At 48.5% G+C, this 21,404-nt stretch carries 13 protein-coding genes; 10 read left to right on the top strand and 3 right to left on the bottom strand.

The genetic code is table 11. The features are described 5' to 3' along the window. The 5 genes from AB6805_RS04195 (at window position 1) to rpiA (ending at window position 7,122) form a co-directional block, all read left to right on the top strand. Window positions 1-927 carry a YihY/virulence factor BrkB family protein gene (locus AB6805_RS04195; protein ID WP_370908202.1) on the top strand — a complete coding sequence of 309 codons (927 nt, stop codon included), beginning with the start codon at window positions 1-3 and terminating at the stop codon, window positions 925-927. Between the two features lie 115 nt (window positions 928-1,042). Further along, entirely contained in the window at window positions 1,043-2,422 is a 1,380-nt protein-coding gene (locus AB6805_RS04190; RefSeq protein ID WP_370908201.1) for an MFS transporter, read from the top strand. Further along, window positions 2,422-3,630 carry an AGE family epimerase/isomerase gene (locus AB6805_RS04185; protein ID WP_370908200.1) on the top strand — a complete coding sequence of 403 codons (1,209 nt, stop codon included), beginning with the start codon at window positions 2,422-2,424 and terminating at the stop codon, window positions 3,628-3,630. The genes AB6805_RS04190 and AB6805_RS04185 overlap by 1 nt, the downstream gene beginning before the upstream one ends. A 267-nt stretch (window positions 3,631-3,897) precedes the next feature. Continuing rightward, window positions 3,898-6,342, top strand: coding sequence for a glycoside hydrolase N-terminal domain-containing protein (locus tag AB6805_RS04180; RefSeq protein ID WP_370908199.1), 2,445 nt, complete (start codon window positions 3,898-3,900; stop codon window positions 6,340-6,342). A 78-nt stretch (window positions 6,343-6,420) separates the two neighbouring features. Beyond that, on the top strand, window positions 6,421-7,122 hold the full coding sequence (gene rpiA, locus AB6805_RS04175; protein WP_370908198.1) for a ribose-5-phosphate isomerase RpiA: 702 nt from the start codon (window positions 6,421-6,423) through the stop codon (window positions 7,120-7,122). On the opposite strand, the gene AB6805_RS04170 is transcribed toward rpiA, so the two are convergent. Beyond that, window positions 7,110-9,806: a family 78 glycoside hydrolase catalytic domain gene (locus AB6805_RS04170; protein ID WP_370908197.1), complete on the bottom strand. Its 2,697-nt coding sequence runs from the start codon at window positions 9,804-9,806 to the stop codon at window positions 7,110-7,112. The two genes, rpiA and AB6805_RS04170, sit on opposite strands and share 13 nt — an antisense overlap. A gap of 115 nt (window positions 9,807-9,921) precedes the next feature. Here AB6805_RS04170 and AB6805_RS04165 point away from each other — a divergent pair, with 115 nt between their 5' ends. The 4 genes from AB6805_RS04165 to AB6805_RS04150 all read left to right on the top strand — a co-directional run bounded on the left by AB6805_RS04165 (window position 9,922) and on the right by AB6805_RS04150 (window position 12,931). Next, on the top strand, window positions 9,922-10,464 hold the full coding sequence (locus AB6805_RS04165) for a TetR/AcrR family transcriptional regulator (RefSeq protein ID WP_370908196.1): 543 nt from the start codon (window positions 9,922-9,924) through the stop codon (window positions 10,462-10,464). Window positions 10,465-10,590: 126 nt separating this feature from the next. Next, window positions 10,591-11,031: a DUF1348 family protein gene (locus tag AB6805_RS04160; protein ID WP_370908195.1), complete on the top strand. Its 441-nt coding sequence runs from the start codon at window positions 10,591-10,593 to the stop codon at window positions 11,029-11,031. 78 nt (window positions 11,032-11,109) lie between these two features. Further along, a complete protein-coding gene (locus AB6805_RS04155) occupies window positions 11,110-12,012 on the top strand; it encodes a helix-turn-helix domain-containing protein (protein WP_370908194.1) in 903 nt (300 codons plus the stop codon). Between the two features lie 82 nt (window positions 12,013-12,094). Then, window positions 12,095-12,931 carry an oxidoreductase gene (locus AB6805_RS04150; RefSeq protein ID WP_370908193.1) on the top strand — a complete coding sequence of 279 codons (837 nt, stop codon included), beginning with the start codon at window positions 12,095-12,097 and terminating at the stop codon, window positions 12,929-12,931. Window positions 12,932-13,176: 245 nt separating this feature from the next. On the opposite strand, the gene AB6805_RS04145 is transcribed toward AB6805_RS04150, so the two are convergent. Then, on the bottom strand, window positions 13,177-15,294 hold the full coding sequence (locus AB6805_RS04145; RefSeq protein ID WP_370908192.1) for a DNA topoisomerase 3: 2,118 nt from the start codon (window positions 15,292-15,294) through the stop codon (window positions 13,177-13,179). Between the two features lie 161 nt (window positions 15,295-15,455). Here AB6805_RS04145 and AB6805_RS04140 point away from each other — a divergent pair, with 161 nt between their 5' ends. Continuing rightward, on the top strand, window positions 15,456-17,654 hold the full coding sequence (locus AB6805_RS04140) for a S41 family peptidase (protein WP_370908191.1): 2,199 nt from the start codon (window positions 15,456-15,458) through the stop codon (window positions 17,652-17,654). A gap of 1 nt (window position 17,655) precedes the next feature. On the opposite strand, the gene AB6805_RS04135 is transcribed toward AB6805_RS04140, so the two are convergent. Continuing rightward, entirely contained in the window at window positions 17,656-21,357 is a 3,702-nt protein-coding gene (locus AB6805_RS04135; RefSeq protein ID WP_370908190.1) for a hypothetical protein, read from the bottom strand. Window positions 21,358-21,404: the final 47 nt, after the last annotated feature.

Here is a 21,404-nt window from a genome sequence, read left to right as displayed (position 1 = left end):
ATGGACACTGTTACAACAGAAAAACAATTGCCGCGCTGGCAGCTTTTCCTGCTTTCCTTCAAAGAAGCATACAAGGCACTGCAGGCCAGCGATCCGCTGCGGATGGCGGGCGCTACTGCCTTTTTTACCACTTTTGCCTTACCGGCTATCCTGATCATTATTATCCAGTTGTTACGTATTATTTTCCGGATACAACATGCTGGTCGGCGTCTTATGATCCAGCTGGAAGGAATGTTTGGAAAGGAAACAACCGAAGCCATCCTGGGAACCCTGAGAGCCTTCCGGAGCATTGCGCAGAACTGGATCATCGCCATCGCCGGGTTTATTTTCCTGTTGTTTGTGGCCACCACGCTCTTCAAAATTATTAAAGGCTCCCTGAATGAACTGTGGAAAATAAGACTGATCCATAAAAGCAGTTTTGGAGAAATTATGCTATCCCGGCTGAAAGCAGTGTTGGTGATCGTTTTCGCAGGAGTTTTGTTTATCATCGACCTGGTGGCAGAAACTGCGCGCATCTTTCTTGGAAAGTATATAGACCTGTACCTGCCTGCACTGGGCAGTTATTATAACAGCACGCTTAACTATGTTATATCTGTGATCATTGTTACCATCTGGTTTTTCCTGGTATTCCATTTCCTGCCGGATGGCCGCCCGCGATGGAGAGTAGGGATTACCGGCGCATTGGTAACCAGTATCCTGTTTAACATCGGGAAAATGGTGTTGAAAGTAATGCTTACCTACAGCAGTATTAACAGCATTTATGGGGCTTCTGCGTCTACTGTGCTGGTGTTGTTGTTTATGTTTTATTCTTCCCTGATCTTTTATTTCGGCGCCTGTTTTACCTATGCCTGGGGCGCTCTTACCGGCAGACCCGTGGAACCATTGCATTATGCCGGCAGGTTTGAGATCACTCCCGCGGAAGACTAATCTTCCCAATGGATAACAAAGCACCCTGAATAGATAAATAAGTATTATAAAAATGATCTTTTATAGAGATAGATTTGCTGATTGTATAAAGTAATTTTTAAGCAGAATTCCACCTATGGGCAACACAGTTTCTTTAAAGGAAAAAATAGGGTATGGCTTTGGAGATATGGCTTCTTCCATGTTCTGGAAGTTGTTTGGTATGTACCTGTTGTTTTTTTATACAGATGTGATGGGCATCGCTGCCGCTGCGGTAGGCACGATGTTCCTGATTACCCGTATATGGGATACTTTCTTTGATCCGGTGGTAGGTACTTTGTCTGACAGAACCCATTCCAAATGGGGGAAGTTCAGGCCCTACATTTTATATATGGCAGTGCCTTTTGGTATTATAGGCGTACTTACTTTCACTACACCGGATTACGCCGCCACTGGCAAACTGGTATACGCTTACATTACCTATTCCGCCATGATGATGATCTATTCCCTGATTAACGTGCCTTATGCATCGTTACTGGGGGTGATCTCTGCCGACGGAAAGGAAAGGAATACGCTGGCCTCTTTCAGGATGGCCTTTGCTTTTGGTGGCAGTCTTATTGCGCTGGCGTTGATAGAGCCGCTGGTAAATTTTTTTAGTAAAGCCGGAGGGAAAAACAACCTGCAAATGGGCTGGCAGCTGGGCGTGGCAGTGATCGCCGTAATTTGTGTGATCTTATTTCTGCTGTGTTTTGCCTGGGTAAAAGAAAGGGTGCAGCCTATAAAAGAGGAGCAGTCGTCACTGAAAGAAGACGTGAAGGATCTCTGGAAAAATAAGCCCTGGTGGATATTGCTGGGAGCGGGTATTGCCGCACTGATCTTCAACTCTATCCGCGACGGCGCCACCCTGTACTATTTCAAATATTATATACAGAATGCGCAGGCCTTTAAACTGGGCAGTATCAGCATTACCTATTCCACGCTGTACCTGGTACTTGGCCAGGCGGCAAATATTGCAGGTGTAATCTTCGCTTCTCCCATTGGTAATAAAATAGGTAAAAAGAATACCTACCTGGGCGCTATGCTGATAGCTTCTATCCTGAGCATAGGGTTTTACTGGCTGGGCCGCGGACAGCTCACCCTGATCTTTATATTCCAGTTCCTTATCAGTATTTGTGCAGGTATTATTTTCCCATTGCTATGGTCGATGTACGCTGATATCGCGGACTATTCCGAGTGGAAGAACGGTCGCCGTGCCACTGGCCTGATCTTCTCTTCCTCGTCGATGTCGCAGAAGTTTGGCTGGACGATCGGTGGTGCGCTCACCGGCTGGCTGCTGGGCGCCTTCGGTTTTAAAGCCAACGAAGTACAGGCCGATGCTGCACAAAACGGCATCCTGTTAATGCTTAGTTTTTTGCCGGCCATCGGATCGGTATTGTCTATCATATTTATCGCCATGTACCCGCTCTCTGAAGAGCGCATCGCTACTATCTCTGCTGAACTGGAACAAAGAAGGAAATAATGCATCAGGAATTAAAGATATCACTGGAAAAAGAACTCACCGCCATCCTGGACTACTGGATGAAATATACGCCGGATGAAACATACGGCGGCTTCTTTGGCAAGCTGGGAAATGATAATGTTCCCGTACCGGGAGCGGCAAAGGGTGCGGTATTAAATGCCCGCATCCTGTGGACATTTGCAGCCGCCTACAACACTACCCGCAACCCGGCCTACCTGGCAATAGCAGATCGTGCATACCGGTATTTTAATACGCACTTTATTGATCCCGCTTACGGGGGCGTATACTGGACGGTAGACTATACCGGCCAGCCCGCCGAAACAAAGAAACAGGTATATGCTATTGCATTTGCCCTTTACGCATACAGTGAATACTACAAGGCGGCGCCACATCCGGAAATACTGTCTACCGCCATCTCGCTGTACAACAGCATAGAACAGCACAGTTATGATCCGGTTCATGACGGTTACTTTGAAGCATTCACACGGGAGTGGCAGGAAATAGCGGATCTGCGTCTCAGTGCAAAAGATGCCAATGAGAAGAAAACCATGAACACCCATCTGCATGTAGTGGAAGCGTACGCCAACCTGTACACCGTTTGGCCGGACGAGAAACTACGCATACAAATACAACGGTTATTGCAGGTATTTCACGATAAGATCATCGATAGAAAAAGCGGGCATCTGCATTTGTTTTTTGATGAACAATGGCGGGTAAAAGGTAATCATGTATCATACGGACATGATATTGAAGCCAGCTGGCTCCTGCTGGAAGCAGCAGAAATTATCAGAGATCCGGCGCTTATAGAACAATACCGCAAACTGGCCCTGGTGATCACCAACGCCACCCTGCAGGGCGGCATAGATAAGGATGGTGGCCTCTGGTACGAATATGAAACCTCCCGGCGCCACATGAATACAGAAAAACACTGGTGGCCACAGGCCGAAGCGCTGGTGGGCTTTATCAATGCCTGGCAACTGCAACCGCATGGCCATTACCTGCAACACGCACAAAACACCTGGAACTTTATAACGCAACACATCATCGACAAAACCAACGGCGAATGGTTCTGGGGCGTGTACGCGGATTACAGCATCATCCCGGAAGACAAAGCCGGGCTATGGAAATGCCCCTACCACAATGCGCGGGCGTGCATGGAAGGAATAAAGCGGTTATGCGAAGGTTGTCTTGGCTCAGGATTACGCTGATTATACTGATTACCTTGATTTTACTTTTTGGATTTTAAAAGGATTTTAGATGATTTTGGGAGATATAAGCGAAAATATCCGCTTATATCTCCCAAAATCCTTTACAAAATCCAAAAAGTAAAATCAAGGTAATCAGTATAATCAGCGTAATCCTGAGCCAAGACAAACTTCGCGGCACCAATACAGAATTCGCATTTTTTAATTTGTAATTAGCAATTACTCCTTATAGGTTTCCCCAGCATAACTATTTTATATATCTTGAAGCATATGAACTGCAAGATATATTCCACGCTGCAAGCTGCATTTTTATTGGGCGTCCTTTCGTTATCGGCGCAATCTGATGTAACGGTACGGTTCAGTGAACCAGCCCGGCATTTCACCGCATCTGCTCCGTTGGGAAACGGGCGTATGGGAGCGATGGTATTTGGCAACACCAACAGGGAACGGATTGTATTAAATGAAATATCGATGTGGGCTGGCGGTGTGCAGGACGCCGACAGCAAAGAAGCAGGCAATTACCTGCCACAGATAAGAACATTACTGCTGGAAGGGAAAAATATTGAAGCACAGAAAATGCTGCAGCAATATTTTGTGTGCAAAGGCCCCGGAAGCAGCGGTGGCGCCAATGTGAAATTTGGTTGCTATCAAACCCTGGGCGACCTTTTTATCCAGTGGAAAGATACCACGTCGGCGGTAAGCAACTACCAGCGGCAACTACGGCTGGATAGCGCCATCAGCGCCGTAAGCTGGGAAAAGAACGGGGTTACCTTTAAGGAAGAAGTACTGGTGTCAGCTCCAGGGCAGGTGGCCGTAGTACGCCTCAGCGCCAGCAAACCTGGCAGTCTTTCTTTCAGTACCGGCTTATACCGGAAAGAACGCGCTGCCCTGAAAGTGGTAAACGGCAACCTGGAAATGAGCGGTACGCTCAACGGCGGCAACAACGACCCCGGTGTTCAGTATGCAGCCGTACTGAAAGTAATACCCAAAGGCGGTACCCGCGCACAAAGCAATGACCAGATCATCATTACCGGCGCTACCGAATGTTTATTACTGGTAGCCGCCCGTACCAATATGAATTGGCCGGAGGTGGAAACGCCGGGTCCGGCCCCAATGCCGAAAACACTGGCAGATATCAACAAAGCCACTGCCTCCTCCTGGCAGGCGTTATTGCAGTCGCACGTAAAGGACTATACGTCGTTCTTTAACCGTTGTCGTATATCCTTTACCGATAACAGCAATGACGAGGTGAAGTCCCTCGCTACCATCGACCGGCTGCAACGCCTGCACGATGGTAAAAAGGACGCTTCCCTGGCCTCCCTGTATTTCAACTTCGGGCGGTACCTGCTGATCAGCTCCTCGCGTAATGGCGGCATGCCGGCCAACTTACAGGGGCTGTGGGCAGAAGAGTATCAAACACCATGGAACGCCGATTATCATCTCAATATTAATGTACAGATGAACTATTGGCCGGCGGAAGTAACAAACCTGTCGGATTGCCATCAGCCACTGTTTACACTGGCCAGGCAAATGGCGAAATACGGTCAGCGCACCGCCCGCACCTACTATAAGGCAGATGGCTGGGTGGCGCATGTGATCAACAACCCCTGGGGCTTTACTTCTCCCGGTGAAGGGGCCGACTGGGGTTCTACGCTAACCGGTGGCGCCTGGGTAGCTACCCATCTCTGGAAACATTACCAGTATACCAACGATAAAAAGTTCCTGAAAGAAGTATACCCGGTACTGAAAGGCGCCGCTGTTTTTTATAAAGATATCCTGATCACAGAGCCATCGCATCAATGGCTGGTGACGGCGCCTTCCAACTCACCGGAAAATGCGTACATCCTGCCCAACGGGCAGCAGGGACAAACCTGCATGGGCCCAACCATGGATATGCAGATTGGAAGGGATTTACTCAAAGCCAACCAGGAAGCAGCCCGCATCCTGCAAACGGATAAAGGCTGGGCAGATACGCTGCAGGGAGTACTGGCCAAACTGGCGCCGAACCAGGTGAGCCCCAGTACCGGCGGTGTGCAGGAATGGCTGGAAGATTATAAAGAAGCAGATCCGCATCACCGGCACGTATCACCATTGTATGGTTTGTATCCCTATGACGAAATTACGCCGTGGGATACACCGGAACTAGCCGCGGCTGCGGAAAAAACGCTGCTCAGAAGAGGCGATGGCGGCACCGGCTGGTCGCGCGCCTGGAAAATTGCTTTCTGGGCCCGCTTAGGCAACGGTAATCATGCCTATACCATGTTGCAGGAATTATTGGCGCCTGCCGCCGCTACCAGCGAAATCAGTATGCGCTCCGGGGCAGGTACTTACGCTAACCTGTTCTGCTCACATCCGCCATTCCAGATTGATGGTAACTTAGGCGCCGTGGCCGGTATCGCGGAAATGTTGCTGCAAAGCCATGGGGGCGATAACGTGATCCGCCTGCTGCCGGCGCTACCGGACAAAGAGGAATTTGCCGCCGGCCAGGTAAAGGGACTTTGTGCTATCAATGGTTTTGTAGTGGATTTCAGCTGGAAAAATAAAACAGTGCAGGAACTCAACCTGCTCTCCAATACCGGCGCGGAGTGCCGCCTGTTGCTGCCGGAAAGCGCTGTGGTAAAGGATCGGAACGGAGCAGTGATACCGCATCAGTATAGTAACGGCGTATTGCGCTTCGCTACAAAGAAAGGAATGAAGTATCATATCGCAGTATAAAGTGGCGGAGTTTTGTCTTACTCAGGCTAACCTGAGTAAGACAAAAAAATCGCATCTTTACCTTTCATAACAACCCATATGGAAGATCTGAAACAAGTGGCTGCAAAGGCAGCGTTAGATTATATAAAACCCGGCCATACCATCGGGCTGGGTGCAGGCAGTACCATTGCACACCTGGTGAACTACCTGAAAACGGAGGAAACGTTGTTCAAAAGTATTACCACGGTAACCTCTTCATTTAACACACAGCAATTACTGCAGGAACACGGATTCAACACTAAACAACCAGGAGACGTATCGCAGTTGGATATTTATTTTGACGGATGCGATCAGTTTGATCATCAGCTGAATGCCCTGAAGAGTGGCGGTGGTATTCATACACGGGAAAAATTGCTGGCCGCAATGGCAGATAAATTTATCCTTATTGGCGATGGCTCCAAGTACGTAGCACAGCTATACACTACTTTTCCCGTGGTAATAGAAGTGATCCCGGAGGCTGTTCCCTTTGTGCTGAAGCAGCTGAAGAAAATATTTTCACTGGCTAACCCGGTGATCCGGCTCAGTAATAAAAAAGATGGGGCAGTGATTACCGAGAATGGTAATCTGCTTGTTGATATCTGGTTCCGTTCCTTCCCGCCATTAGACAGCCTCAATTATCGTTTAAAGGACATTCCGGGTATTCTCGAAACATCGCTTTTCTATAATATGGCGCATGCTGCCATCATAGCGGGAAAGAAGGGAGTGGAAATTATTCAGAAAGATCCTGCTTACCTGATCTGAAATTCTTTCGTACCTGCGGTTACATGATAACGTAACCCTTTACCGGTATTTTCTGTGGTTACCGGTTTATCGTTTTCATATATTTTTTGTGTGGGTGAGATGTGAAAAAAGATGTCTGCACCGGCATTTGCGGGTACTGTCACACGGTAGGTGATGGCAGTACCGTTTCTTTTCCAGGAAGAAACCACGGTTCCGTAAGGGCTGTCATGACTTCCTTCAAAATGATCCAGTCCTTCTACGAAATTAGGAGATAACAGGATATTTTTAAACCCGGGTGCATTTTCATCCGGCCTAATACCAGCAAGTCCCTTGTACAGCCAGGCGCCTATTTCACCAAACATGATGTGATTGCGTGAAAGATCTGAAGAGGCGTTGATATCCCAGTTTTCGAAGAGGGTAGTAGCGCCGTTCATGATCCACCAGCCCCACGATGGGAAGGTACGTTGTGCAGCCACTTTCCAGGCCACATCTGCATAGCCGTTTTCGCTCAGTGCATTCAGGATGCTTTTGGTGCCCAGCAAACCTACGTCGAGGTGAAAATTATCCGCGGCCACTCTCTTTGCGAGATTGGCGGCTACCTTGCTTTTCATGGCATCGGGCACTAATCCCCAGTACAGGGCAACGCTTTGCTCTGTTTGTACGCCTTCTCCATAAATACCGGTTTCACGGTTCAGGTATTTGGCATTAAAAGCGGTTTTGATCTTCTCTGCCAGTGCGCTGTATTTACTATGGTCTGATGTTCTGCCAAACAGTTTCGCCGCTTTGGCCAGGATCAGCGCGTCGGCGTAGTAGTAAGCCGAGGAAGTGAATTCCACCGGCGATTTCGATTTTACCGGTACCCAGTCGCCGAGGCCCCAGGTGGTTAGTCCGGAAGGACTAATCGCCGTGATCCGGTCCACATAACGGCGCATGTTATCATAGGAGGCCGAGAGCAGTGTAGTATCTCCATAAAACAGGTAGATGTTCCACGGAATGATGGCGATGGTGCTGGTCCAGTCCGGGCCATTACCCCATTCATATCCCCAACCGCCGGTGGGAATGATAGAGGGCAGCACTCCATTGGGCTGTTGCTCATCGCGGTGGTCTGCCAGCCATTTTTCATAGATGGTGATGCCGTCGTAGCTATACAACCCGGTTTCAATGGCAATCTGTGCATCACCTGTCCAGCCGTTCTTTTCGCGCTGCGGGCAATCCGTTGGATAACCGAACAGGTTGGAGAGATAGGCATTATTGGTGGCCGCGAATAATTTATTGATCATGGTATCGGAGCCATAAACGTGGCCTGCAGGGGGTACATTGCTGTGCATGAAATAGCCGGTGAGACTTTCCTTATTGAGCTGTACCGGTTTACTGCTGGTCACTTCCACATACTGAAAGCCCTTATAGTTGAAGCGGGGCATAAAGGTTTCTTCGCCTTTGCCGCCGAGGATAAAAATATCTGTCTGGAAAGGATCGGTGTCATCGGTAGGGCGGTAATGCACTACGATATTGGAGAGGTCTACAAATCCTTTTTTATCCAGTTGTTCCCCGTGCTTCAGCTTAATGATAGTACCGGCTGCACCGCTCACGCGGATCTTACTTACACCGGCAATATTTCTGCCCAGGTCATATATCCAGGTGCTGTCGTTGGGATGGGTAACGGCGGCAGCAGGAATTTCCTCCACATTTTCGATGGGATATAATTGCTGCGATACGATATTTTGGGAAGGTGCGGCACGGTAAATAACCTCTTTCCATTTACTGTCGTCGAAATTAACGGTGTTCCATCCTGGCTGTTCTTTGCGGGCGTCATAATGTTCCGCGGTGTAAATGCTGTTGAATACGATAGGTCCCAGTGCCGTTTTCCAGTCTTTCCCCGAGGTAACAGTTTCCACGGTGCCATCAGTATAGGTTACCCGCAGATCGAGGCAGAATGCCGGCCGGCCGCGCCATGGCGCTTCATGAAAGTTCCATACGGCGGTGGACTGGTGATTATACCAGCCATTACCAAGCATTACGCCGATGGCGTTTTTACCGGATTGCAGCAGGGACGTAACATCGTAGGTAACGTATAGCGTGCGGCGGTCGAAGCGGGTGTACATGGGATCGAGGCGATGGTTGCCTGCCTTTTCACCGTTGATATATAGTTCATACAAGCCTGCTACGGCGATATAGGCGCGGGCAGACTTTATGGATTTAGTAGCGGTGAAAACTTTTCTGAAGTTGGCGGCGGGTTTCAGGCGGGTGTCTTCGCCGTCGCTGATCCAGGCGCCTTTCCAGTTGCTTTGCTGCAGCATGCCTGTTTCAAACCAGGAGCGCCGGGGAGTGGATTTTACGCCGTCTTTATCCCATACTTCCACGCTCCAGTAGTAGCGGGTAAATGGTTGCAGCGGTTTTCCGGAGTAGCTGGTAAGGATATCTGCGCGGTTAATTTTGCCGGAAGTCCACAACGGGTGGGTATCCAGGGTCAGTGAATCGGTGGAGATGCGGATCTGGTAGGCTGTTTGGCGCGCGCCCGGGCGGGCATCTGCCAGTTGCCACGACAGCCGCGGATGAGCGGCGTCTACACCGAGCGGCATTACCAGGTGTTCGCATTTCAGGTGGGAAGCTTCGCAGGGAGTGGCTTTTGCACCGGCGTACACCGTTGATACCGCACATCCTAAAATTAAAAGATACAGAAATAGTTTCCGGAATGTTAAATACATGCTAAACGCTTGATTATTTGCCAACAAGATAAAGTAAGCCGTACTTTTTTTTAATTGTTTTATGTAAATGGGGAAGGATAGATCGATCTGTCTGTTTTTGTGCTATCTTTGTTCCATGAAGAAGAAAACAGGAGATCCAAAGCAGCGTTTGCTGGATACCGCCACTGCACTTTTCTATAACCAGGGATATCACGCCACAGGCATTAACCAGGTGATTGAGGAAGCTGGTGTGGCGAGAGCCAGCTTGTACCTGCATTATGAATCGAAGGAATCTTTGCTCCTGGCGTTCTTACATCAGCGTCATATCGACTGGATGGCCGGGCTGAAAAGCTTTACAGACGAGGCCGGCAAGCCGAAGGATAAAATTGCAGCAGCGTTTGACTTCCTGTTTGATAATAATGAAAGGGAGCATTTCAGGGGCTGCGCCTTTTTGAATATCCTGTCGGAAACTACGGAGAAGGACACAGCGGTGTTGACGGTCATACAGGATCATAAAAAAGACCTGCGCGCTTTTTTAGGTGAGATCCTCACCAACGAGAAGCAATTGATAAAGGATCATGTATACCTGTTGTTTGAATCCGCGATCGTGGAAAGCCAGCTTTACCGGAACCAGTGGCCGGTGCAGGAAGCGAGGAAAATGGCGTTGGGATTGTTGTAATGCGGACCAGGTGCATATTTCATCTCTATAAGTTTAAAGATGCCCGGCATCTTTTTTTTAATCTTTTAAAATAGACAGATCGATCTATCTGTAATATTATACTGATCACTTTTAAACAATTATCTCATGGAACAGAAATTCCCCCTTCCTCCATTTACGCATGAAACCGCCCTGCAGAAAGTGCAGATGGCAGAAGACGCCTGGAACAGCCGTGATCCGCAAAAGGTATCACTGGTATATACGCCCGACACGGTATGGCGCAACCGCGACCAGTTTATCAACGGCCGGGAAGAAGTAGTGGCCTTTCTTACAAAGAAATGGCAGCGGGAGCTGGACTACCGCCTGAAAAAAGAGCTCTGGAGCTTTACAGATAACCACATTGCCGTATGTTTTGAGTATGAATGGCACGATCATGCCGGTAACTGGTTCCGGTCGTACGGTAATGAGCTGTGGGAGTTTAATGCCGATGGATTCATGCAACGCAGGCTGGCCGCCATCAACGATGTGCCTATTAAAAGCAGCGAACGGAAATTCCGCGAACCGGAAGATTTAATACTGGCTTGTTAAAGAGAGGTGATTATTATGGTTACCCGGGAAATCATAATAATCACATTAATCATAGTGTGAATTTTGTAACTTCGTTGAATGAACAAAACAGAAACACTCCAGGAGTTTTACGAACATAAGTTCCAGGCAGTACCTGATAAGTTACAGCAGGATATAGGTCACTTTAATGTATTCCGGCTGGAGGACTGCATTGTAGACGGCGCATCAACAGTCAAATACAGTCGCCGTGACTTTTACAAGGTAAGCCTGCTAAGGGGAGCCAACCTCTATCACTATGCAGATAAAACCATTGAGGTAAAAGGCAGCACCCTGATTTTCTTTAACCCGCAGGTTCCTTACGGTTGGGAGCCCCGCACCTCCGATATCAGCGGCTATTTCTGCATATTCCGGGAGTCCTTTTTTACAGGCGCCACCCGTGGCAACATCCACGACCTGCCCATGATGATGCCGGGCGGTATTCCTTCTTACATACTGACAAAGGCCCAGGACAAAGAAGTATCACAGCTCTTTAAAAAGATGCTCACAGAAATTAATACGGACTACGTTTATAAATACGACCTGCTGCGTAGCTACCTTACAGAAATCATCCATTATGCCTTAAAGATGCAGCCCTCTGAAACCCTGTACCAGCATGCGGATGCGAAGTCGCGTATCACAGCGGTATTTACCGACCTGCTGGAGCGGCAATTCCCTATTGAATCGCCGGCACAGCGGTTTGCATTGCGTTCTGCCAACGATTTCGCAAAGCAGTTGTCTGTGCACGTGAATCACCTGAACCGGGCCATCCGCGAAACCACGGGTAAAACCACCACGGCACACATTGCAGAGCGCGTAACGGCTGAAGCAAAAGCTTTATTAAAGCATACTAACTGGAATGTGGCAGAGATCAGCTATGCCCTCGGATTTGAAGAACCCGCCCACTTCAGCAACTTTTTCAAAAAACAAACCAGCATCCCTCCCGGCGCTTTTCGCGTTGTTTGATTTTTGCAATTATTGGTTTGAATAGCGTAACATGCAGCAACAGTCCCTGTTCTACTTTTGTGATAACAAAAAACACAAGATCATGGACAACAAAAAAGTATGGTTTGTAACCGGCGCCTCCAAAGGATTAGGCCGCTCCCTCGTAAAACAATTACTAAACAAAGGATATAAAGTAGCCGCCACCTCACGCAGTATCGACGACCTGCGCAAAATTGCAACGGACGCGGATTTCCTGCCGCTGGCCGTTGACCTTAATAATGAAAATAGCATACAGGCAGCAGTAAAGGAAACTATCAGCCGTTTCGGTCGCATCGACGTACTGGTGAACAACGCCGGGTACGGACAATTAGGCAGCATTGAAGAACTGTCGGATGCAGAATCACGAAGCAATTTTGATGTGAATGTATTTGGCCTCCTGAATGTAACCCGCAGTATCCTGCCGCATATGAGAGCGCAACAGTCCGGGCACATCATCAACATTTCCTCTATCGCTGGTCTTACCGGTAGCTTCCCCGGCTTCGGTATCTATTGCGCTACCAAGTTCGCGGTGAACGGTTTATCTGAATCGTTAGCAGTAGAAGTGAAACCTTTTGGCATCTCTGTAACCATCGTTTCCCCTGGTTATTTCAGAACCGATTTCCTCTCTTCCGGCTCCCTGGGCCTGCCTGTGAACCAACTGGCCGCATACGAGTCGGTTCGTGCTGCCCAGCACGCGCATCAGGAGGAGATCAACGGCAACCAGCCAGGTGATCCCGAAAAAGCAGTAGCCGCCATTATCGACATCGCCGCTGCAGACAATGCACCGCTGCATCTCTTCCTCGGAGAAGACGCCTACAACTTCGCTTATCAAAAAATAGCCGCGTTGGAAGCTGACCTGGAACAATGGAAGGATGTAACAGTGGGAACGGCGATTGTGTAGGATGGATCGCAGCGGATTTTGTCTTTCTCGCTGATTACGCTGATTATACTGATTACTCGGATTTTTACTTTTGGATTTTTTTGGATTTTATTTGATTAACATAAATAAGGGAGATAAAAGCGAATATCCGCTGCTATCTCCCTTAATCCTTTATAAAATCAAAAAAGTAAAAATCCAGTTAATCAGTATAATCAGCGTAATCCTGAGCCAAGACAATTTCCATCGCCGAAGGCGATGTCCCTGCACTAAGACAACGTGACATTAAAGTCCGCCCCCAGCTCAAGCCTTCCTTCGCGCTCTTCCGCGCTACCAGGAACCTGGAGCCCTTTTATTTTGGCGGTTTTGCCTTTGGTCAGCAGGTCCGCAATGTGTTTGTCGGTTAATTTTTTGCCTAGTATTTCGAACGGAAGTTTGAAGCCGCATTCTTTAAAATTAGCGCAGCCATAGGCGGTGTTGCCTTTTTTGAGCGGATGCGTTTTGCATTTCGGGCATTGCATTTCCGCTATCACTACGGCTTTTTTGGGCTTAGGTTCCTTTTTGGGTTTCTCTTTTTCTTCCGGTACCGGTGGCGGATCAGGGGCAATGGTGATGAACTTGTAGCTGGATGTTTTTACTTCTTTGGTAAGATCAACTACCATCTGGATCAGTTCATCTTTGAAGGTATCCATCGCGTACTCGCCTTTTTCTATGAGGCGTAGTTTACGTTCCCACTGACCGGTTAGTTCGGCGCTTTTCAGCAGTTCTGTTTGTATGGTGTCAATAAGATCCATGCCGGTTTGGGTGGCATAGATATTTTTCTTTTTCTTCTCGATATATTTTCTGCGGAACAAGGTTTCGATGATATTGGCGCGGGTGGAAGGCCGGCCGATGCCATTGTCTTTCAGCAGTTCCCTCATTTCCTCATCATCTACCTGCTTGCCGGCAGTTTCCATCGCTCTCAGCAAAGTCGCTTCTGTAAAGGCTTTGGGAGGGGAGGTTTTGCCCTGGTGGATGCGTGGGGTATGTGGCCCGCTTTCACCCACTTCAAAGTGAGGGAGTATTTTCTCTTCTTCTTCCCCTTCCTTTTTCTCTTTTACATCGTTGGCATATACTTCTTTCCATCCCGGTTCTATAATCTGTTTACCGGTTACTTTGAAAGGTACCTGTCCTACTTTACCGAGTACGGTGGTATTGGAGATCTTACATTCCGGGTAGAAAGCGGCAATAAAGCGGCGGGCTACCAGGTCGTAGATCCTTTTTTCTTCTAAGGGAAGACCACCGGGATGCTGACCAGTCGGAATGATGGCATGGTGATCTGTTACTTTTTTATCGTCGAAAACAGTCTTTAGCTTTGGGATAGGAGCAGCCAGCAGCGGTGCGGTGAGCGCGTTGTAGGGTGTCATATCCTGCAGGATACCGGCAATTTTCGGGTGCAGGTCTTCCGAGAGATAAGTGGTATCCACCCTGGGGTAGGTAGTCAGCTTTTTCTCGTAGAGGTTCTGAATATATTTGAGCGTATCATCTGCAGAGAAGCCGAATTTTTTATTGGCTTCCACCTGCAGGGCGGTGAGGTCAAACAGGCGCGGGTTGCCTTCTTTTCCGTCTTTCTTTTCGAAAGAGGTTACCTCAAATGGGTGTTCTTTGAGATAGGCGAGCCCTTTGGCGGCTTTATCCGGTGTTTTCAGGCGGTCGATGGCCGCGGTGAATTCTGTTTCCCGGTAAATGGTTTTCAGTTCCCAGTAGTCTTCCGACACAAAGGCATTGATTTCCTTTTGCCGCTGCACAATCATGGCCAGGGTAGGTGTTTGCACCCTTCCGATGGACAGTACCACCTTACCCTGTGCGAATTTTTTAGTGAACAGCCGGGTGGCGTTCATGCCCAGGAGCCAGTCGCCGATAGCGCGTGCGCTGCCTGCGGCGTACAGGTTGTTATATTGTTCGGATGCTTTCAGGTTTTGAAAGCCATCGCGGATAGCCTCTACCGTCAGGGATGAAATCCAGAGCCTTTTAATGGGGGCGGTGCATTTTGCTTTCAGCAGCACCCAGCGCTGGATCAGTTCTCCTTCCTGGCCGGCATCCCCGCAATTTATCACTTCTTCACAGGCCTGCACCAGGCTCTCTATAATTTTAAACTGTTTTTGTACACCTGAATTTTCAATCAGTTTGATACCGAAGCTGGGAGGGATCATCGGCAGATCTTCCAGTCGCCAGAACTTCCATTGTTCGTAATAATCATGCGGCTCCTTGAGAGTACAGAAATGTCCGAAAGTCCAGGTTACCTGGTAGCCATTGCCCTCATAGTAGCCATCTTTGCGTTGTTTCGCACCGATCACTTCTGCAATATCCCTGGCCACGCTTGGTTTTTCAGCAATGCAAACTTTCATATTCGTTTAAAATTGGGTAACAAATGTCGGATAAAAAGTTGTAAATGAAAGAAGGTTAAAATACGCCAAAAATCTTAAAATAATCAAGTACACACTTTAACTTTTAGTGTGCAAAAATACCTGTTATTTTAAGGAAGATTTGAAACTAACATCTTTTCCTTATGCGCTTTCCTGCCCTTGTATTATCGTGTGCCTTATCGCTTCCCGCTGTAGCACAATACCCTGCATCTTTTGACGGAAGCTTCGAAAGTAAAAAACCGGGAGGCGCGTTGCCTGACGGGTGGGTCGACTGGGGCGGTAAATACCGCCTGGCCGTGGACGACAGCACCTACTACGAAGGACATGGAGCGTTGCGCATTACACCATTTGAAAAAAGAGGGATGAACGATTATGGTTGTACCGTGATACGTATACCCGTTACTTTCGCAGGGAAAACCATTTCGCTCAAAGGCTACCTGAAGCTGGATGCAGTTACGGATGGCTATGCCGGCCTGTTTATGCGGGTAGACGATAAATCGGGTGCCGTATACAAGATGGATAATATGCAGAAGCGCCGGCTACAAGGAACTACTGGCTGGCAGCAATACAACATTACCCTTTCCCTCCCGTCCGGTGGCGGCACAGTATACGCCGGCGCCATTAATCACAGCAATGGTAACGTATGGGCGGATAACCTGGAAGTATTGATTGATGGCAAACCATTGAAGGACGCACCACCGCTTCGCGTGTATAAAGCCGACAGTGATCATGCGTTTGACAAAGGCTCCGGTATAAATATCTCCAGCCTTACCCCGCTTCAGGCAACACACCTGGAAGTACTTGGAAAGGTTTGGGGCTTCCTGAAATATTATCATCCTGCGATAATGGCGGGTGAATATAATTGGGACTATGAATTATTCAGGATCTTACCGGCAATATTGAACAGTACCAGCGAAACGGCCAGGAATGAGGTCCTGCTTCGGTGGACCAACCAGCTTACGGCGCCGCAGGAGTTCCGGCGTATGCGCACCGGTAAAATGGTAATTAAATTCACCCCTGATCTCGACTGGATTTCAGATGAGAAAACATTAGGCACGGCATTATCGGCAGCCCTGAAGACGGTGGCCGCCATGAACCGCGATGATGCCAGTTATTACCTCGGACTGGAGCCTGCTGGTAATCCGGCATTTAAAAATGAGCAGGCCTATAACACCATGGCCTATCCTGACGCCGGTTTCCGCCTGCTGGCATTATATCGCTACTGGAATATCATACAGTATTGTTTTCCTTATAAGCACCTGATCACCGAAGGCTGGAATAATAAACTGGCAGAATATATACCGGCCATGATTAACGCGGCAGATACTGCGGCATACCAAACTGCGCTGCTGCGGCTGATTGCAGGTATCCACGATTCGCATGCCGGTATATATGGCGCCAATGTGGTGATCCGCAATACAGACAGGTTTAGAACATTGCCACTGCGGGCACGGTTTGTGGAAAACAAAGCGGTGCTGGTGAAAGTGGGTGATGAAAAATACGGATTGCAGGTTGGTGACGTGATTACCGCTGTTAATAAAGAGCCGGTGACAGCTATGGTACAACGATTATTGCCGCTTGCTTCTGCTTCCAATTATGCCACGCAACTGAACAGGATTGAACGGATCCTGTTTCAAACGCAGGATAGTACCCTGCAACTGGAATACGAAAGAGAGGGTAAGATCAGCAGTGTAACGCTGGCTACCACTACTTATAAACAGGCCATCATAGCGGGCGGCTGGCCATCTGTTTCCTGGAAGATGATCGGGGAAGACGTAGGCTATGTATACCCGGGTAATTTTAAGAACACACAAATGGATTCCGTAAGGGATGCTTTTAAAAACACCAGGGGAATGGTGATAGATATGCGTACTTATCCCGCAGACAACCTCCTGGCTTCACTTGTGAAGTATGTGCTGCCGTCGCCTGTACCTTTTGCTAAGTTTACTGTTGGCAGTGTACAGCAGCCAGGGTTGTTTTGCGTGACAGGTGAAATGAAGGCCGGCGCAAAGAACAAAGATTATTACAGAGGGAAGATAGTTATCCTGGTGGATGCCACCACGCAGAGCAACGCCGAGTTTGTAACCATGGCGCTCCGGCTGGCGCCGCGTGCCGTGGTACTGGGCAGTACTACCGCCGGTGCGGATGGAAATGTTTCTTATTTCACACTTCCTGGTGGCGTGCAAACGCTGATCACCGGCATTGGCGTGTACTATCCTGATGGCCGGGAAACGCAGCGGGTGGGGATTGTACCGGATATTGTAATGGAGCCAACGGTGAAGGGTATACGTGAAAACCGGGATGAGCTGCTGGACAGGGCCCTGGCTATTATCAGGGAATAAATTACTTTTTAGGTAAAGAATATTTCTTTGCTACTTTATTATATTTCTTCAGGTACTTCCGGTCTTTTTTAACGCCCACGGCTGTTACAATACCGGAAGTTTCTGCTTTTACCCAATAGTTGAAGATGAACTTTTCCCGGTCGCGGATAAAGAACATCCGGGTGGGCCGCTGATTGCGGTTTTTCAGGAAGAGGTTGGCCAGGAAGGTTTCCAGGTTAGCCTTGAAGCCCTGCCGCGTGGAATCCTTTTTATTCAGCACCTGTACGTTCAGGTTGTGATAATAAAAATTCATGGCGCCAAGTGTAGCGTATTTATTTCCGGACCATTGTGAGAAGATCGTATCCGCATAACCACGTCTTACCTTTACAGCTGCCATCGGGATGGCGACGGCATTAAAATCTTTCAGGTCCATGGGCGCAAGATAGCTTTCTGCTGTAAAGCCGGAAAGGGAATCTCCATAGGATTCATGATAGGAAAAGTAACGGATAGGATTTCCCAGGAGCCTGCCGGTAGCCTGTACCAGGAGGCTGTCGGCATTGCCGTAGGTGTTGCCGAAATGGGTGATCAGGGCGTTGATATCCGTAAGGGGTACAGCTGACCATTTGTTCGTGGACTTCGACGATTCATTGACCGTTACCGCAGATTGTTGTACTACAATGGAATCTACCCGGAGCGCAAATGGAATGGTATGAATTAATTTCGTGGGCATCCATTTTTCAATGCCGTGTTCAAACGGAATTCGTTTATCCCTCGCCGTTGTCAGCTGTGTATTGTCCACCGTAATTTTACGGATGGCAATGGTGGTGTCGCCGGGTTGTTGATGCATATTGATACCACTGATCTGCAATGCATCTCCTTTCACTGTAATGTAATCGCGTTGCCAGCGGGCAGTGCGGAAAGTTTCTTCTGCCGAAAGGTTGGGCGCCACTTCAAAGTTACGCACCTGAAATGTTTGGGTGGCTGGGTCCAGTTTAAAGCTTTCCGCGTTGACATGAACCTGTTTATTGCGGTAGTGCAATCCGCCTTCACTGAGTGTGGTATTGTTGATGAATGAGGTCCACTTTATTTTATGGCCCTGGCTCCAGGAGAAGGCTGCATCTTTAAACATGCCCGATAATTTTTGCAATACCAATTCAAGCGTATCGGCCTGGTGCAGGGAAAGCTGTGCCTCCTGCCAGGCGAGGTCCACACCGGAGCGAAGCGACAGGCGGCCGGACTTCTCTTTATGCAACGAACCTTTACTGAGTTGCAGGGATAGCTGCGGAACGGAAGCAATTGTACCGGTATGACTGTAGGAGAGCGCCGATAACTGCATGTTCATATCGCCGTATTGCAACAGCTGTTGACCGCCGGTATTTACTTCCAGTTGACTCCCCGTTAGCCGGGCCTGTGTTTCCAGGCGGGTGGTATCGTATTCTTTGATGCTGGTATGCGAAACCGCTGCATTGCCCGTAGCCAGTTTACTAATGGCTATCCTGCTGAAGTCGGTGCTATGGATGTTGGTTTTTATATCGAGGGAAGGGACGGTTATTTTAGTATGCCCGTTACTGTTATACAACTTGGCTGCGGCATCAGTAATGTACGTATAACCGTTGCTGTTAAGCCGCACGTTGCCAATGGCAACGTCCATTTTTTTACTGTGATGGCTGATGCGGTTAAGCTGGCCGGTGGCAGCTGCCCAGGTAAAGAAGTGCTGGCGTGTGCGCACATCTTTCAAGGATATTTTATCCGCATTAAAACTACTGTGCTCACCGGCGCCTTCGCTGTTGAACTGCACCTTGCCGATATCCAGGCGGGCAACCCGTATTACCGGCAAATCCTTTGCAGGACCTTCTTTTTTAGCGCCATTGTGATGTGCCTGTATATCAATGGCCCCGATCCTTAATACATCTACCTGTATATCCTTTGATTGCTGAAATACGTCCCAGTCGAATACTTCCCAGTAAAGATCCCTTGCCGCTATCCGGGTGCCGTCTTCCAGTGCCACGGCTACTTTGGTGGCTTTATTATGCCGGTGCGTGCCATCGAAACTGTAGTTATCCATGGTGATATTAGCTTTATCGGATATTACATTCACCTGCAGAATATGCAGGTTAGGCATGGAATGTTTGATATCCACCAGCGAATCGCTGAGCAGGAAGTTATGCAGCAGGATATCGGTGTTCAGGTTTTTTACCAGCAACGTTACCTTTGATTTGCCGTTGGAAGTAAAGTTGATATTACCATCTACTATCCGGAAGGTGTTCACCTGTATCAGTTCGCTGAGACCGTGCAGCGTTTGGTAGAAGGCCGGCATTTTAATAGCGGTGCTGTCTATAGGAACTTTGCCTTTAACCCGTTTCTTTGCTTTGGTAAGAAAGGTAATACCCGGTTGATAGAGCACTGCGCTGGTGGCTTTTAAACGCTTTCTCAGCAGGTGTTCCAGGCTTACGTTGTTGAGCCGCAGGGAAGGAGCGCGGAATGTTAATCCTTTGCCGGAATGGTTCATCGGCGTGGGGCTGTATTCCACGTTGTTAAAGATCACATCGTTCCGTTGCAGGATAAATTCGTCCACACTGAGCTGGAACATGCTGTCGAGCGAATAGAACTTTATTTTATCAAGATTGAGTGCGATGCTGTCGGCGGTGATGGCTGGTGTGGAATCATGTGCAATATTGAGGTTATAAATATTCAGGTTGGTACGTTTGGTGGTGCCGGTTGACACATTTCCACGAAGCAGCAGTTCGCCGTCTTTTACTTCGATGTACCGGAAGTTCATTCGTTTGAACAGGGTATTGGGCAGGCTGTCCAGCGCTATCTTTTTATCTTTGGTGCTCACCTTCTTGCCGGGGAGTTTTAATACAGGGCGGATGCATACGAGGGTATCAATCAATAATTCTTCCCGCATATAAATAGCGGGAAGATGCCGGGCATTAAAGTAGAACTTATCTGCCTGCAGCGACATTTCCCCTTTTGTGGCAGTGGCGGCACTGAAGATGGTCGCGGAGTCGAGTTCAAAAATTTGTTTTTTACCGGAGAAGTGCAGCCGTTTGAAGCTGATAGTATTTCTCCCATCCGGAAGGATCCAGTGTTGGCGGTCGAATGAGAAGTCCACATCATCCGATCCCAGGATGTGATTATCGGAGTTGGTAACCTTGGAGAAGTTGAGGATAGAGAAATTAAAATGATCGACGCGCAGGGGCGGCGGCCCATTTACCTTGCTGTATACCAGGGAACCGTTTTGCAGGTGAACGATGCGGGCGTTTACATATTGCAGGGTTTGTTCCAGGTGCTGTACTAAAGATGAAAGCTGGAATCCTTCCTGGCGGGAGCCGCGCGCCACATGTTCATGGATAGTGAGTGCCGGGCTGATCACGGAGAGGCTGTCGACCAGCAGTTTTTTATGCAGTATCAGCGCGCGCCAGGATTGTATGGAAAGATAGACCCTGGGAATGGACACATCGAAATGAGCGGCCACGTTAACGGTATCTTTCCCGGTGAGCCGTGCGCCGCTGATCACAATATTTCTTTTAAAAAGGGAGAAGTCGATATCATCCGCGTCAAACGTATAGGCGTTCCCGGATTCTTTGCTGACGATGTATTGTATGATGTTTACGAACTTATGTTCTACAAGATAATATAACAGCACACCGATGACTATCCTGAGGATGAGCAGGACCACCAATACTTTCAGCCATATTTTTGCTTTGGGCGATATATTCATATTCCTGGTATGCGAATGATCTGATTACAAACAGCCGGGCCTTGTAT

The organism is Chitinophaga sp. RCC_12 (assembly GCF_041360695.1).
Classification (GTDB): Bacteria; Bacteroidota; Bacteroidia; order Chitinophagales; family Chitinophagaceae; genus Chitinophaga.
The sequence above is the reverse complement of the archived record's forward strand: the minus strand, read 5'-3'. Positions and strand labels throughout refer to the sequence as shown.